General features: G+C 69.9%; 11 protein-coding genes and 4 tRNA genes. 4 read left to right on the top strand and 11 right to left on the bottom strand.

The window, feature by feature from the left end; all coding sequences use genetic code 11:
* Nucleotides 1–51: 51 nt before the first annotated feature.
* The gene (murA, locus tag G6021_RS07530; RefSeq protein WP_179524634.1) at nt 52–1,335 is read right to left on the bottom strand and encodes a UDP-N-acetylglucosamine 1-carboxyvinyltransferase; all 1,284 of its coding nucleotides are present in this window, start codon (nt 1,333–1,335) and stop codon (nt 52–54) included.
* Nucleotides 1,336–1,501: 166 nt separating this feature from the next.
* Here murA and G6021_RS07525 point away from each other — a divergent pair, with 166 nt between their 5' ends.
* Nucleotides 1,502–2,089 carry a cob(I)yrinic acid a,c-diamide adenosyltransferase gene (locus G6021_RS07525; RefSeq protein WP_182640985.1) on the top strand — a complete coding sequence of 196 codons (588 nt, stop codon included), beginning with the start codon at nt 1,502–1,504 and terminating at the stop codon, nt 2,087–2,089.
* A gap of 110 nt (nt 2,090–2,199) precedes the next feature.
* Here G6021_RS07525 and G6021_RS07520 read toward each other — a convergent pair whose 3' ends face one another.
* The 7 genes from G6021_RS07520 to G6021_RS07490 form a co-directional block, all read right to left on the bottom strand.
* The gene (locus G6021_RS07520; protein ID WP_182640984.1) at nt 2,200–3,090 is read right to left on the bottom strand and encodes a LuxR C-terminal-related transcriptional regulator; all 891 of its coding nucleotides are present in this window, start codon (nt 3,088–3,090) and stop codon (nt 2,200–2,202) included.
* Nucleotides 3,091–3,275: 185 nt separating this feature from the next.
* Entirely contained in the window at nt 3,276–4,490 is a 1,215-nt protein-coding gene (locus G6021_RS07515) for a GTP-binding protein (protein ID WP_182640983.1), read from the bottom strand.
* Nucleotides 4,478–5,263 (bottom strand): enoyl-CoA hydratase, encoded by a 786-nt coding sequence (locus G6021_RS07510; protein ID WP_182640986.1) that lies wholly within the window; start codon nt 5,261–5,263, stop codon nt 4,478–4,480. Before G6021_RS07510 ends, G6021_RS07515 begins: the two co-directional genes overlap by 13 nt.
* Before the next feature lie 73 nt (nt 5,264–5,336).
* On the bottom strand, nt 5,337–8,579 hold the full coding sequence (locus tag G6021_RS07505) for an arabinosyltransferase domain-containing protein (RefSeq protein WP_182640982.1): 3,243 nt from the start codon (nt 8,577–8,579) through the stop codon (nt 5,337–5,339).
* A gap of 85 nt (nt 8,580–8,664) precedes the next feature.
* Nucleotides 8,665–8,738: transfer RNA gene (locus tag G6021_RS07500), tRNA-Phe, on the bottom strand.
* A 49-nt stretch (nt 8,739–8,787) separates the two neighbouring features.
* Nucleotides 8,788–8,861, bottom strand: a tRNA-Asp gene (locus tag G6021_RS07495).
* Nucleotides 8,862–9,020: 159 nt separating this feature from the next.
* A tRNA-Glu gene (locus tag G6021_RS07490) sits at nt 9,021–9,093 on the bottom strand.
* A 127-nt stretch (nt 9,094–9,220) separates the two neighbouring features.
* Here G6021_RS07490 and G6021_RS07485 point away from each other — a divergent pair.
* From G6021_RS07485 to phoU, 3 genes are all read left to right on the top strand, one after another.
* A tRNA-Lys gene (locus G6021_RS07485) sits at nt 9,221–9,296 on the top strand.
* Nucleotides 9,297–9,363: 67 nt separating this feature from the next.
* Nucleotides 9,364–10,542: a tRNA dihydrouridine synthase DusB gene (gene dusB / locus G6021_RS07480; RefSeq protein ID WP_182611014.1), complete on the top strand. Its 1,179-nt coding sequence runs from the start codon at nt 9,364–9,366 to the stop codon at nt 10,540–10,542.
* A 102-nt stretch (nt 10,543–10,644) separates the two neighbouring features.
* On the top strand, nt 10,645–11,415 hold the full coding sequence (gene phoU, locus G6021_RS07475; protein ID WP_182618102.1) for a phosphate signaling complex protein PhoU: 771 nt from the start codon (nt 10,645–10,647) through the stop codon (nt 11,413–11,415).
* 81 nt (nt 11,416–11,496) lie between these two features.
* On the opposite strand, the gene pstB is transcribed toward phoU, so the two are convergent.
* Genes pstB through pstC form a run of 3 tightly spaced genes read right to left on the bottom strand, consistent with a single transcriptional unit; the run spans nt 11,497 to nt 14,238 of the window.
* Entirely contained in the window at nt 11,497–12,273 is a 777-nt protein-coding gene (pstB, locus tag G6021_RS07470) for a phosphate ABC transporter ATP-binding protein PstB (RefSeq protein ID WP_179524626.1), read from the bottom strand.
* 10 nt (nt 12,274–12,283) lie between these two features.
* Complete coding sequence (gene pstA / locus G6021_RS07465; RefSeq protein WP_179524625.1) at nt 12,284–13,198, bottom strand: phosphate ABC transporter permease PstA; 915 nt, start codon at nt 13,196–13,198, stop codon at nt 12,284–12,286.
* Nucleotides 13,198–14,238, bottom strand: a complete 1,041-nt coding sequence (gene pstC, locus G6021_RS07460) for a phosphate ABC transporter permease subunit PstC (RefSeq protein ID WP_182611016.1) — start codon at nt 14,236–14,238, stop codon at nt 13,198–13,200. Before pstC ends, pstA begins: the two co-directional genes overlap by 1 nt.
* Nucleotides 14,239–14,261 lie beyond the last annotated feature (23 nt).

Raw genomic sequence — 14,261 nt, 5'->3', positions numbered from 1 at the left:
CCAAACGCAAATCGCCAGGTCAACGGCCAGAAAGACGCGACGCTGCTCGTGTCACCTGTGGGTGTCAACACGCTCGATCCGGCCCCCCAGGGACCGCACCTTCTCGAGGAAGTCCGGGTACCCGCGGTCGATGTGGAAGATCTCGCAGACCTCGGTCACGGCGTCCCCGCACATCCCGGCGAGGACCAGTCCCGCGCCGGCGCGGATGTCACTGGCCCACACGGTCGCGGAGTCCAGGCGTTCACGGCCCCGGATCTTCGCGTGGTGCCCGTCGGTCTCGGCATCGACTCCCATGCGCACCATCTCCTCGACGAAGCGGAATCGTGCCTCGAAGAGGTTCTCGGTGATCACGGACGCGCCGTCCGCCACGGAGGCGAGGGCGATCGCCATCGGCTGGAGGTCGGTCGGGAAGCCGGGGAACGGCAGGGTCCGCACGTCCCGCGCGCGGGGACGTCCCTCCTGGATGACCCGGACCCAGTCCGGACCGGTCGAGACCTGCGCCCCCGCACCGCGGAGGTTCTCCAGCACCACGTGGATGAACATGGGATCGATGCCGGTGACGGTCACGTCACCCCGCGTCATCACCGCGCCCATCGCCCAGGTGGCGGCGACGATCCGGTCCCCTATCACCCGGTGACTCACCGGCGTCAGTGTCTCGACACCGTCGATGGTGATGGTGCTCGTCCCGGCCCCGCTGATGCGGGCACCCATCTTGGACAACAGGTCACAGATGTCGACGATCTCTGGTTCCCGGGCGGCGTTGACCAGCGTCGAGGTCCCGCGGGCCAGAACCGCGCCGAACAGAAATGTCTCCGTGGCACCCACGGAGGGGAACGCGAGCGTGTACCTGGCGCCCGTCAGCTCGGTTGCCTCGGCGACCAGTCGGCCGTGATCCATCCTCGTGGTGGCGCCCAGCTTCTCGAGCGCCTCGCGGTGCCAGTTGAGTGGCCGGTCCCCGATCGCGTCTCCGCCCGGCATCGCCAGCTCGGCACGGTGGTAGCGACCGACGAGGGGCCCGAGGATGCAGACGGATGCCCGCAGTCGCTGCGCGGCTTTGTCGTCCGAGACGTGCCCCAGGTCCGCCGGCGTGTCGATCACCACCGTTCCGCCCGAGATCTCGACGGTGCACCCCAGGTGCCGCAGCACGTCGGCCATCGCGGGCACGTCGGAGATGTCCGGGCAGTTGGTCAGTGTGGTCCGCCCCTCCGCCATCAGTGCCACCGCCATCAGCTTGAGCACGCTGTTCTTGGCGCCGGCGACAGAGACCTCGCCGGCCAGTCTGGTGCCGCCGGTGACGAGGAAGCTCTCCTCGCGGGACGTGGGGTTACCGCTCACGCGGTCCACCTTAGGCGAGAACCGGGGCGACCAGCGGAGCCCGCGCACCCTCGGGGCCACGCGAACGGGCGAGGCGACCACGGCAACGCGCGACCGGGCGAGGCGACCACGGGGCCGCGCGAGACGACCACGCGACCGCTCGACCGCGCACGCGTAGGTTGGCGTCATGGCTGTGCATCTCACCAAGATCTATACCCGGACCGGCGACGACGGCACCACGGGACTGTCCGACTTCTCCCGGGTGAGCAAGAACGACGCCCGACTGGACGCCTACGCGGACTGCGACGAGGCCAATGCCGCCCTGGGGGTAGCCCTGACCTGCGGCGATCTCGACAGCCGCATCGCCTCCGTGCTCCGGGTCGTACAGAACGACCTCTTCGACGCCGGGGCCGACCTCTCCACTCCTGTTGTCGAGGCCCCCGAGTACCCCCCGTTGCGGATCGAGCAGTCCTACATCGAGCGACTGGAGGGGTGGATCGACGAGTTCAACGCCGAACTCGCCGACCTGACCTCGTTCATCCTGCCCGGTGGAACCCCCGGCGCCGCCCACCTGCACGTCGCCCGGACGGTGGTGAGGCGCGCCGAGCGAGCCGCCTGGGCCGCCGTCGAGGCATACCCCGAGACCACGTCCGTGCTGCCGGCCAAGTATCTCAACCGCCTGTCGGACCTTCTGTTCGTCCTGGGACGGGTGGCCAATCCGGAGGGCGACGTCCTCTGGGTTCCCGGCGGCGAGCGCGGCGCCGATCGCGGCTGATTAATCCGGAGCTCCCGGACCCCGGCCGCAGTGCCAGAGCCGCTCTCCTGTGCCCGAGCCGCTCCGCTGTCCCCGAACCGCCGTGCCCGAGCGTGCAGCCGCCCCGGGGGTCAGGGCAGAACGCCCATCCGACGCGCCGCGTTGACCGCCTCGAATCTGGTGTGCGCATCGAGTTTGCGCATGACCGAGCGCAGGTAGCTCTTCACCGTCTCCGCACCGATCCCCATGTCGGCGGCCGTCTCGATGTTCGTCTTGCCCTGCGCGACGCAGGCCAACACGTCGAGCTCGCGGCGCGACAGGCGTGCCGTGGGCATCTCCGGCGGCGGGGAGACCATCTCGGCGCAGATCCGTTCGAGCTCGGCACGCACGTCCGGGTCCTCGGTCCGGGAGGCCAGCATCCGCAGCCGGGCATGGGTGTCGCGCATGCGCTCGTTGGACAGGACGTCGTCCCAGCGCCCCTCACCCGCTCCCGGGCCCATCGGGGCCGCGCCCCGGGCCGCGAGGGCGTCGTTGACCGCGATCTCCTGCTCGAGGGCGCGGGCCGTGGCCGCCATCTGGTTGAGGACCTTCTCGCCGAAACGGACCGAGGAGTGCACGCCCGCGTAGAGGACCGCACGGACGTCCTTTCCCACCACGACCGGGATCGCCGCCATGGAGCGCAGTCCCTCGGACAGCACGGGCAGGTCGTACTCGTGGGTGATCACCCCGGCGCGCGGGTAATCGGCCACACCGACCGGCTTACCGGTCGCCATGACCCGGCCGCCGACCCCGGCGCCGTAGTGGATCATGAGATCCTTCATCGCCGAAGTCCGCATCCCCAGCGACTCCGACAGCACGAGTGTGTGACCCTCGCCGACCACGCCGCCGATGGTCACCGGGATCCCTGTGGCCTCGCGCAGGGCCGAGATCGCGCTGCGCACGGAGGCCAGATCGCGCCTGCGTCGCTGGGCTTCGCCCGCGCCACCTGCGGCTCCACCACGGCCGGTATTCTCCTCGTCCATGAGGTCTCCTCCCACGTCCGTGGCATACCCCCACCGCGAGCCGGGGAAATCCCCCCGCGAGTGCCACACATCACCGTCGTCAGCGCCACTATACGCACGTGATCGGGCCCGCGCCGACCGGACCGGAGGACTACCGGCCGATCTACGCGGGGGTAGCCAGGCCGGTGTCGCGCCCCCGAACGCACTCAGGGCGTGAATGCTGGATCGAATGCCTCGGGATCCTCGGGATCCGCCAGCATCGCGGCCGCTCCGGTGAGGGGTGCCACGCGCTGTTCGTCGTAGATCCACTCCTCGACATCGCTGGAGTCCGGGTCCCCGACCAGGTACGGGTGCAGGCCCAGCGCGGCGTCCGCGTCGACGGCCTCCCCCGCGGCCAGCACGGCCCGGTCGAGGAAGTGCGTGACCTCGTCGTCGTCGAGATCCACGCCGATCACCACGAGCCCCTCCGTACCGTCGCCTCCGGCGCGGAGTTCGACCCGGCGTCCCACCAGGGCCACCTCGTACCGGCGCGGCCCCTCGGCGGTGGCCAGGGTCACCGTGCCCTTGGCGCGGTAGGCACCGGACGGCGGCGAGGCGAGCGCGGACAGGAACCGGCGGGGGTGGAGGGGCCCGGACGGGATCACGGTGAACGCCCGGTAGCCGTCGTGGAGATGGTCGTGGTCGTGCGGGTGGGCACGGCCGTCCGACGGCCCCCGGCCGTCCACTGACTCGGCGGCGGTGTCCCGGTCCGGCTCCATCCCCAGCAGGAGACCCGTCGGCACGGCCGCCCGGACGGCGGGCAGCACAGCGACCCGGGGGGCGTGGCGGCGGATCGTCTCGCGGATGCGGTCGAATCGTCTGCGGTCCACGAGGTCGCACTTGTTGACCACCACGAGGTCAGCCTCAGCCAGGTGCGCCGCCAACCTCGGGTGCCGCGCCAGGGCGTCGTCGAGCCCTTCGGCGTCGACGACCTGGATCATCCCCGCGTGCCGCACCACCTCGCGCGGCACCTCGTGGACCATCCGCGACAGGATCGCCGGCTCCGCCAGCCCGCTGGCCTCGATCACCGCCAGGTCGAGCCCGTGCTCGGGGTCGGCCAGACCGGCCAGGGTGTCTCCCAGCTCGCTCGCGTCGACCTCGCAGCAGACACACCCGTTGGCCAACGAGATCATGGAGTCCACGCGCCCCGCGACCGACGTGGCGTCCACGTCGATCTCGCCGAAGTCGTTGACGATCGCGCCGATGCGCAGGCCCGGCGTGCCGGACAGCAGGTGGTTGAGCAGCGTGGTCTTGCCGGCACCCAGGTAACCGGTGAGGACCAACACGGGCAGGGGCTCACCGGGGGCGCGGCGGGCGTCCCCGCTCACGCCACCGCCCCCGGCGAGATGCCCGTGCGTGGGCTGGTCCCTCAGCGGCGCCACTCGGGCTTCCGCTTCTCGGCGAACGCCGACATCCCCTCGGTCTGGTCCTCGGTGGCGAAGAGCGCGTAGAAGGCGTTCTGCTCCGCGAGCAGCCCCTCCTCGAGCGTGGTCTCGAAGGACCGGTTGACCGCCTGCTTCGCCGCGATGGCGGTGGTCTTGCTCATCGAGGCGATCGTCCCGGCGACCTTCATGGTCTCGTCGAGCAGGTCCGCGGCGGGGACGACGCGGGTGACCAGGCCGGAGCGCTCCGCCTCGTCCGCGTCCATCTGTCGGCCGGTGAGACACAGGTCCATGGCCTTGGCCTTGCCCACCGCGCGCGTGAGCCGCTGCGAGCCGCCCATGCCCGGGATGACGCCGAGGGTGATCTCGGGCTGGCCGAACTTGGCGTTGTCACCGGCGATGATCATGTCGCACATCATGGCCAGCTCGCACCCGCCGCCGAGGGCGAACCCGGACACGGCCGCGATGATCGGCGTGCGCGCGGCGGTGAGTCGCTTCCAGTCGCCGAAGAAGCGCTCGAGGTAGATGCCCGGGTAGCTCTTGTCCTTCATCTCCTTGATGTCGGCGCCGGCGGCGAACGCCTTCTCGGAACCGGTGATGACGATGCAGCCGACGCCCGGATCGGAGTCGAGGCCCTCGACCGCCTCGACGACCTCCTTCTCCATACCGCTGCTCAGCGCGTTGAGCGCCTTGGGGCGGTTGAGCGTGATCACCGCGACACGGTCGGTCTGCTCCACCAGGATGTTCTCGAACTGCTTCTCGGTCACGGACATCATTCGTCTCCAGTCTGCGTCAGGGGATACTTGGACTTCCTTGTAAAAAGTCTCCGGGGCCGATGCTAGCCGGTCATCTGGCGAGCGGTCCCCCGTTCCACAGCCCCGACCGTACGGCCTCACCGTGGTCGATGGTCGCCTCCCGGGCCGCGGGCACCAACGGCTCGTACCGCACCAGCGAACCCCAGTCCCGTGACCAGTCGTGCTCCAGATAGGTCGGCACGGTCTCGCCGGCCAGGAGCAACTCGATGAACCCGAGGGGCCCGCCACCGTCCCACGCCTGCCAGGTGTTGGTGGAACTCACCGCGAGGTCGCGATCCGGCAGGACCCGGTACTCGGGCAGCTCGTGGATACCGGCGTACTCCTCGAACGGTCGCAGACACGGGGTGTGGAAGGCCACCGCCCAGTCGGGGAGCACCGGGCGGGAGTCACCGACGAGCTCCTGCATGGTCACCAGTTCCGGCATGCGCGGCGGGGTGAACGCGATCCACCGCGACGGGTCCGGGTCCAGGTCGCGCACCACGAGCCGGATCGCCGTGGCGTCGGTGGGCAGGGTGTCGACGGGCACGCGCAGGTTCCGCCAGGACGGCGCCGGGCCGATGTCGACGGGCAGGACCGAACCGGCCGGCTCGAACCGGTCGGCTGCGGTGGCGAACTCCACGCGGATCGCGTCCGGCGCGAACGAGCCGGCCACCGCGATCGTGATGAGCGGGCTCTCCTCGTCCCGTTCGGGGAGCCGGTACCAGTCCGTGGTGGTCTCGGCGTTGAACTGCGGGCCGGTCTGGTAGCTGCCGAGCACGGGGACGCGGGCCGGGTCGAGACCGAAGGGCAGGACGGCGTGACTGCCGTTGATGCCCTCCCCCGCGCGCACCCCGCCCTCGGTGCCGGCGGTGGTGGCGGTGGCGTCGGAGTCCTCCCCGGTGCCCGGGGTGTCGGTGTCCACGGCCTGGGTGGCGGTGAGGTCGGTGGGGATGCCGTCGGGGATGAACTCCACCGGCTGCGCGCCCGCCTCGAGCTGGTCACGGGGGTCACCCACCGGGGCGAGCAGTCCCGCGTTCGCGTCGGGCTCGGCGAGCACCGTGTCGGCGATACCGCACGGCTTACCGGACAACACCCGCAGGTTCTGCAGACCGACCGAGTAGGCGGGGTACTGGTTGCGGACCGCGGCGGCCATGGAGGCCACGATGACGACGACGACGAGGGCCGCCGCGAGCCCGAGTGGGGCGTGGGAGACCTCACGCAGGACCCGGACGACCGGCCCGCGGTCGGTCTCGGCGGGCCCCGACCCCGTGGGCCGCACGAACGGCTCCCGGTAGTGGAGGACCAGCGCGAGCAGGAGGGCGACGAGCATCAGCCCGAGGAACACCGAGGAGAACGTGATCCCCGCGATCGAGGGCTGCACGCCACCCCACGGGATGCCGTAGATCGAGATGTACCACCAGCCGTTGGTGGAGGTGAAGCTCAGGGCCAGGACGAAGAACACCGCCGCGAGGAACAGCATCCGGTTGCGCAGCGACCGTGTGGCCGCCGGCAGGACGGCCATGGTCACCAGTGCCGCCAGTGCGGCGCCGATCGTGGCGAACGCACCGAAGTGGTGGGTCCACTTGGTGGGGTTGAGCGCCATGAACGCGATCGACATGGCGGCAAGACCCACGATCCGGCGGGCGGGGCCCACGGCCACGCCGGGGATCCGCCCCTTGCGGAACAGGATCGCGGCGCACGTGATCAGGGACAGGAACATCGCCAGGACCGCGAACCGCCGGGCCAGGGACCCGTCCGGAGTCGGGTTCATGAGCCACTCGTACCGCCACACCTCCTCGAACCAGCGTCCGGTGGGGCCGACGTCGCCGAGCAGCGCCGACGACTGCAGCGTGGTCACCAGGGGCTGGTCCAGGAAGATCAGGTGCAGCACGCCGAGACCGGCGGCCAGCATCGGCGCCACCGTCGGGATCCAGCCGTCGCGCCGGGCCCGCCGGATCACCAGCAGCAACAGCGGCCGGGAGGCCGCGATGATCGCCGCGATGCAGAAGGTGCCCGTGGGCGCGGCGGACAGCGTGAGCCCGCCGATGATGAAGCCGGTGGCCGCGGGAAGCAGCCGCCCGGTCGCGAGCGCCCGCTCGAGGGAGACCCAGGTGGCCAGCACGCCGAAGGCCACGATCGGCTCGGGGCGCAGCCCGTTGTTGTAGGTGAGCCAGAACGCGAGGAACACCGCGGCGGTACTCCACCGGACGGCCGAGGCGCGGCGGGCGGCGATGCCCAGTCGCGGGATCACCTCGCGGGAGAGCAGCATCCACGACGCGATGCCCAGCAGCAATGCCGGTAGCCGGAGCCACATACTGCCCACGGTGACGGAACTGATCGCCGTGTAGAGGTAGTACGGCATCCCGAACGGCGCGTACGGGGCGCCGTAGTACCGGAACACCTCCGGCATGTAGCCGCTCGAGACGGCGGCACGCGCCTCGGTGAGGATGTATCCGTCATCCGCCGTGTTGGCCCCGATGACGTGCCAGACCAGGAGCGTGGCCACGACCACCAGGTCCAGGGGACGGGGCTTCCACCACCCGCGCGGCAGCACCCGTCGTCCGACGCGTCCGTCGCGCAGGTCGAGTCGGTGCAGGGCGACCAGCGCCACGACGATCGCGAGGATCCCGACCACGATCGCGATCTGCTTGATCACGGTCGCCTGCGTGGTGTAGCGGGAGTCGACGGTGATGTCGACGGACATCCCCTCGGGCGCCGGCCCCTGCAGATCAGTGAAGACCCCGACGACCTGCGGCCGCAGATCCTGGTCGATCCGCCCGCCCACCTCCCCGTCGTCCGAGGCGAGACCGACGAACTCCGCGCCGATCGAACCGGAGTCGGCCACGACGCGGATCACCGAGCACGCCCCGGGTGAGGCGACCGCGTCAGTGGGGGCGGCCGCGACCAGCACGTTCCGGCTGCGCACCTCGACGGTGGGGCCGGCCACGGACACCACGAGCGCACGCGCGCCCGCGTTCTCTCCCGCCTGACGGGGCGCCGTGGACACGAGCACCCCGTCCTCACGGCCCTGGTCCCGGAGCTCCCCCACCGCCGCGCACGGGACGTCCACCGCCAGGTCGAGCGGGTAGTAGGCCACGAGGGGCGCCGTCACGGGGTCGAGGGTCCCGGCCTCCGGCCAGCTGATCGTCGAGGTGGTCTGGGTGACCGGGAGCAGCGGGACGATGATCGCGAGGAGGATCCCGACCAGGCCGCTGACCGCGGCGACTATCCCCCACCGGGTTCCTGTACGGGACCTGTCCGGCACGTCACGGACCTCGGTGGCAGTCGATGGCATGGCGTCCACGCTATAACGACCGACGGGGGTTCCCCGAAACGACGAACGCGCCGGAGGGAAACCCTCCGGCGCGCTGCGCTCTCGGTGGCCAGAGTCGGGATCGAACCGACGACCTTCCGCTTTTCAGGCGGACGCTCGTACCAACTGAGCTACCTGGCCATAAGACCACCGGCGCATCCGGTAAACCGAATGCGCCGGTTGTCTCCTGCGACCCTGACGGGACTCGAACCCGCGACCTCCGCCGTGACAGGGCGGCGCGCTAACCAACTGCGCCACAGGGCCGTGCTTTTCGCACGAGACAGAACAGTAATCGACGCCCACGCCGGACGCAAATCGCGGGACCGGCGGTGGTTCCAGGGCAGCTCGGAACGGGTCCGGACGGGCCCCGAGACGAGAGAAGTCCCGGCCGCCGACGAACGGTGACCGGGACTCCTGACCTCGTACCCCCTACGGGATTCGAACCCGCGCTGCCGGCGTGAAAGGCCGGTGTCCTAGGCCGCTAAACGAAGGGGGCGTACGCCACGTCCGGGATCGCCGGGCCGCAGCGGGTTCGAGTTTAGGGCACGGCCCAGCAGACGTCTAAACCAACCACGCCCGAGCCGACGCCCGTCGGCGCGAACGGGGACGGTATCGTGACCGACGCCCCTATAGCTCAGTTGGTAGAGCTACGGACTTTTAATCCGCAGGTCGTCGGTTCGAGCCCGACTGGGGGCACCACGATCGGCCGGGCGGCACAGGGCGCCCCCATTGGACCTGGCCCGCCCCGCGCTGGGACACTCGGATCATGTCCGCACCCACCGCCACCGGCGGGCCCGCCCTGCGCATCGGCCCCCTCGAGCTCGCCTCACCGGTCGTCCTGGCGCCGATGGCGGGCGTCACCAATGTCGCCTTCCGCACGCTGTGCCGCGAACTCGAACGTGAGCAGCAGGGTTCGGTGTCCGGGCTCTACGTCTGCGAGATGGTGACGGCGCGGGCGCTCGTCGAACGCCAGCCGGGAACTCTGCACATGGCCACGTTCGCGCCCGACGAGTCCCCGCGCAGCCTGCAGCTGTACACGGTGGACGCCGAGTACACCTACGCGGCCGCCAAGATGATCGTCGACGAGGACCTGGCGGACCACATCGACATCAACTTCGGGTGCCCGGTCCCCAAGGTCACCCGACGCGGCGGCGGGTCGGCGATCCCCTACAAGCGGCGGCTGTTCCGCTCCATCGTCGCAGCGGCGGTCCGGGCCACCGAGGGCACCGATATCCCGGTCACGGTGAAGATGCGGGTGGGGATCGACGACGAGCACCACACCCATCTCGACGCCGGCCGCATCGCCGTCGACGAGGGCGCCAGGGCCGTCGCCCTGCACGCACGGACCGCCGCCCAGCGGTACTCCGGCGAGGCGGACTGGTCGCAGATCTCCCGCCTGGTCGAGCACATCGGCGAGGTCTCTGATGTCCCGGTGCTGGGCAACGGCGACATTTTCTCCGCCGAGGACGCCGTCCGGATGCGGGAGCAGACCGGGTGCGAGGGCGTCGTGATCGGCCGGGGCTGTCTGGGCCGGCCGTGGCTCTTCTCCGAGCTCGCCGCCACCCTCGACGGGCGCGAGGCACCGGCCCCGCCCACGCTCGGCGAGGTCGGCCGCATCATGTACCGCCACGGCGAACTCCTCGCCGAACACCACGGTGAGAACAAGGGCATGCGCGACATCCGCAAACACGTGGCGTGGTACCTGCGGGGGTTCCCTGCCGGCTCGGGCAAGCGGGTGGCCCTGGCAGCCGTCCGCACCCTGGACGACCTCGCGGAGATGCTCGCCGATCTCCCCGCCGACGAGCCCTTCCCCGCGGACGGGTACGGCCCGCGCGGCCGCCAGGGATCGCCCTCCCGGGTTCTCCTGCCCGAGGGGTGGTTGGACGATCCGGAGGACGACGCGGTGGCTCTCGAGGGTGCGGACGCGGAGAACTCGGGCGGCTGAACCGGCGCCTCCGGCACCGGCGCGGATGACGTGTCCCCCTGTTCATCGGCCGTTCATCGCCGGTATCGATAGTGCGGTTGACATGCCCGTATGCTGGTTCACATGCGTCTCGTCTACTCTGAAGAACTCGCGGATCTGGCCACCTCGATGGCCCGGATGTGCTCCCTCGCCACCGACGACATGGAGCTGGCGACCCACGCCCTCCTCCAGGTCGACCTCGTGGCCGCCGAGAGGGTTCTCCAGTCCTCGACGGAGATGTCCCGGCTGGCGACCGAGAACGAGGAACGCGGGTTCGCGCTCCTGGCCCTCCAGGCGCCGGTCGCCCGTGATCTCCGGCAGGTGGTCACCTCCATCCAGCTCGTCCAGGACCTCACCCGGATGGGCACGCTGGCAGGGCACGTCGCCAAGATCGTCCGTCGGAGGCATCCGGAGAGCGTGCTCCCGGAGCCCGTCAACGGGTACTTCGCCGAGATGGGCCGCGTCGCGGTCTCGCTCGGCCGGTCCGCCACCGAGGTGCTGCTCAACCGGGACGCCGAGCAGGCCGCCACCCTGGCCCAGCAGGACGACGCCGTCGACGACCTCCGCCGCCACCTGTTCACCCTGCTCACCGTGCGCGAGTGGAAGTGGGGAGTGGCGTCGGCGGTCGACGTCACCCTCCTCGGTCGCTACTACGAGCGGTTCGCGGACCACGCGGTGGAGGTGGCGCAGCGCGTGATCTTCCTCGCCACCGGCGAGTACGCCACCCTGGCGGAGGACGATCCCGAGCACTCCTCCGCCTCCAACGAGGAGCTGGTCCGCCGCTTCAACGAGACCGACAGGTCGTTGACGCACCGCGTCTCGGGGGACGACCCGGGGAAATCCGGACCCAGCTGACAGCCGGCCGGGCCGCGACGACGAGCGCCCCGGTACCCGCCTCGTGGGCGGGTACCGGGGCGCTCGGCTGTATCCGGCGGCTCAGCCGAATCGGCCGGAGACGTAGTCCTCGGTCTGCTTGTGGTCCGGGTTCGAGAAGATCTTCTCCGTCGAGTTGACCTCTACCAGCTGGCCCGGCATGCCGGTGGCCTCGAGCGAGAAGAACGCGGTCTGATCGGACACGCGCGCCGCCTGCTGCATGTTGTGCGTCACGATCACGATGGTGAACTCGCTCTTGAGCTCGGCGATGAGGTCCTCCACCGCGAGGGTGGAGATGGGGTCGAGCGCGGAGCAGGGCTCGTCCATGAGCAGGACCTGGGGCTCGATGGCGATCGCGCGGGCGATACACAGGCGCTGCTGCTGACCGCCGGAGAGCCCCCCGCCCGGCTTGTCCAGTCGATCCTTGACCTCGTTCCACAGATTGGCGCCGCGCAGCGACTTCTCGGCCACCTCGTCCAGGGTCTTCTTGTTCCTGACGCCCTGGAGCCTGAGGCCGGCGGTGACGTTCTCCTTGATCGACATCGTCGGGAACGGGTTGGGCCGCTGGAACACCATGCCGATGGTCCGTCGGACGGCGACGGGGTCCACCTTCTTGTCGTAGATGTCCACGCCGTCGAGCTTGATGGATCCCGTGGCGTACGCGCCCGCGATCTCCTCGTGCATGCGGTTGAGCGAGCGGAGCACGGTGGACTTGCCGCAGCCGGACGGGCCGATGAACGCGGTCACCGAGCGCGGGGGGACGTGGAGGTCGACGTCCTTCACGGCGTGGAAGTCACCGTAGAAGATGTCGACGTTCTCGAGGTCGAGTCGCTTGGCCATGACAGGGTCCTTACTTAGTCTTCGGCGCGAGCGCCTTGGAGGCGAACGTGGCGAGGACGTTCGCCAGCGCGATGATGATGATCAGGGTGAGGGCGGCGCCCCAGATCCGGTACTGGCCGGCTTCCGTCGGGTTCGAGAGCTGGTTGAAGATCAGCAGCGGCAGCGAGGCCATGTTGCCCTCGAAGAGGCTGTAGTTGAAGCTCGCCGTGTACCCCACGAGGATCAGTACCGGGGCGGTCTCGCCCATCACCCGGGCGATCGAGAGGAAGACCCCGGAGATCATGCCCGACAGCGCGGTCGGGACCACGATGCTGACGATGGTCTTCCACTTGGGCACGCCGAGCGCGTAGGACGCCTCACGGAGCTCGTCCGGGACGAGCTTGAGCATCTCCTCGGTGGAGCGCACGATCAGCGGCAGCATGAGCAACACCAGCGCCAGGCTCACCGCGAACGCGCTGAGCTGGAACCTCAGCACCGAAACCCAGACCCCGAAGATGAAGATGGCGGCCACGACCGAGGGCACGCCCGCGAGCACGTCGACCATGAAGGTGGTCGGCTTGGCCAGCCTCGACTCGGGGTACTCGACCAGCATGATGCCCGCCGCCACCCCCAGCGGGATCGAGATGACCGCGGCGATGATCGCCTGGACGAGGCTGCCGTAGATGGCGTGCCCCACACCGCCACCCATCGAGGACGGGGAGACGAGGAAGAACGAGTTCGTCCACCAGGTGGGGTTGATGACCGCGGGGATACCGGACTCGATCACCTTGTAGAGCAGCGCCACCAGCGGGATGACGGCCAGCACGAAGCACAGCGAGAAGATCACCGTCGCCGCCCTGTCCTTGATCCTGCGGCTGCCGGCGATCGGCAGGAACGTGTCCGACGGCTTGGCGGGCTTGGCGAGGTCGGGAGTTGCCTGTGTCATCAGCCGTTGACCTTTCCACCGGACACGGAGCGTGCGATGAGGTTGACGAAGAAGGTGAGGATGAAGAGCACGAGACCCGCCGCGATGTAGGCACCGGTCGGCAGCGGGTGGTTGAACTCGGCCGCGCCCGACGCGATCTTGGAGGCGAACGTGAAGCCGCCGTCGAAGAGCGACAGCGTGCCGGGGGCGCTCGCGGCCCGCAGGATGATGAGGACCGCGACGGTCTCGCCGAGCGCCCGGCCGAGCGCGAGCATGGAGCCCGCGATCATGCCGGACTTGGCGTAGGGGAAGCACGTCATCCGGATCTTCTCCCACTTGGTGGCGCCCAGGGCGAGGGCGGCCTCCTGGTGGAGCGAGGGGGTCTGGCGGATGGTCTCGCGCGACATCGAGGTGATGATCGGCAGGATCATGATCGCCAGGACCACCCCGGCGGTGAAGATGGTCCCGCCGCCGGCGATCGACACGTTGCCGTCGCCGAAGAGGAAGATCCATCCGAGGTTCTCGTTGAGCCACGTGGACAACGGGACCAACAACGGCCCGAGCACGATCAGGCCCCACATGCCGTAGATGATCGACGGGACCGCCGCGAGCAGGTCGATGAGCGCCGACAGCGACCTCGACAGCCGGGCCGGTGCGTACTGCACGAGGAACGTCGCGATGCCGATGGACACCGGAACGGCGAGGAACAACGCGAAGAGCGAGCTCAGCACGGTCACCCTGAACATGTCGAGGATGCCGAACCGCATGTTGTCCGGATCGCTCGTGTTCCACTCGGACGACGTGAGGAAGTTGACGTTGTTCGCCAGGAGGGAGGGCGTCGCCTGCATGACCAGGACGATCGCGATCAGGGCGATGAGAGCGACGATGACGGCGCCGGCCGCCACCGTGACGCCCCGGAACACCGCGTCCGCCTTCTGCGAGGACCGGCCCTCGAGGAGGTCGCCCTTGGCGCCCTTCTCCGTATCCGGCACCGACCCCGAGCTGCCGGGGAGCCCGCCGGACTGCCCGGTGTTCCGGTCGACGGATTCGTGAACTGTCATGGGACCTTCAGTCGCTCGGGGGA

This window comes from Dietzia sp. CW19, from assembly GCF_014145265.1.
GTDB lineage: Bacteria > Actinomycetota > Actinomycetes > Mycobacteriales > Mycobacteriaceae > Dietzia > Dietzia natronolimnaea.
This window is presented reverse-complemented; position numbering and strand designations above follow the sequence as displayed.

What these genes read in the sequence shown, in the direction of transcription:
- pstB (WP_179524626.1), bottom strand. Translation starts at nt 12,273, where the DNA reads ATGGCCAAGCGACTCGACCTCGAGAACGTCGACATCTTCTACGGTGAC.
- G6021_RS07525 (WP_182640985.1), top strand. Translation starts at nt 1,502, where the DNA reads ATGGCTGTGCATCTCACCAAGATCTATACCCGGACCGGCGACGACGGC.
- G6021_RS07520 (WP_182640984.1), bottom strand. Translation starts at nt 3,090, where the DNA reads ATGGACGAGGAGAATACCGGCCGTGGTGGAGCCGCAGGTGGCGCGGGC.
- pstC (WP_182611016.1), bottom strand. Translation starts at nt 14,238, where the DNA reads ATGACAGTTCACGAATCCGTCGACCGGAACACCGGGCAGTCCGGCGGG.
- phoU (WP_182618102.1), top strand. Translation starts at nt 10,645, where the DNA reads ATGCGTCTCGTCTACTCTGAAGAACTCGCGGATCTGGCCACCTCGATG.
- G6021_RS07510 (WP_182640986.1), bottom strand. Translation starts at nt 5,263, where the DNA reads ATGTCCGTGACCGAGAAGCAGTTCGAGAACATCCTGGTGGAGCAGACC.
- pstA (WP_179524625.1), bottom strand. Translation starts at nt 13,198, where the DNA reads ATGACACAGGCAACTCCCGACCTCGCCAAGCCCGCCAAGCCGTCGGAC.
- dusB (WP_182611014.1), top strand. Translation starts at nt 9,364, where the DNA reads ATGTCCGCACCCACCGCCACCGGCGGGCCCGCCCTGCGCATCGGCCCC.
- G6021_RS07505 (WP_182640982.1), bottom strand. Translation starts at nt 8,579, where the DNA reads ATGCCATCGACTGCCACCGAGGTCCGTGACGTGCCGGACAGGTCCCGT.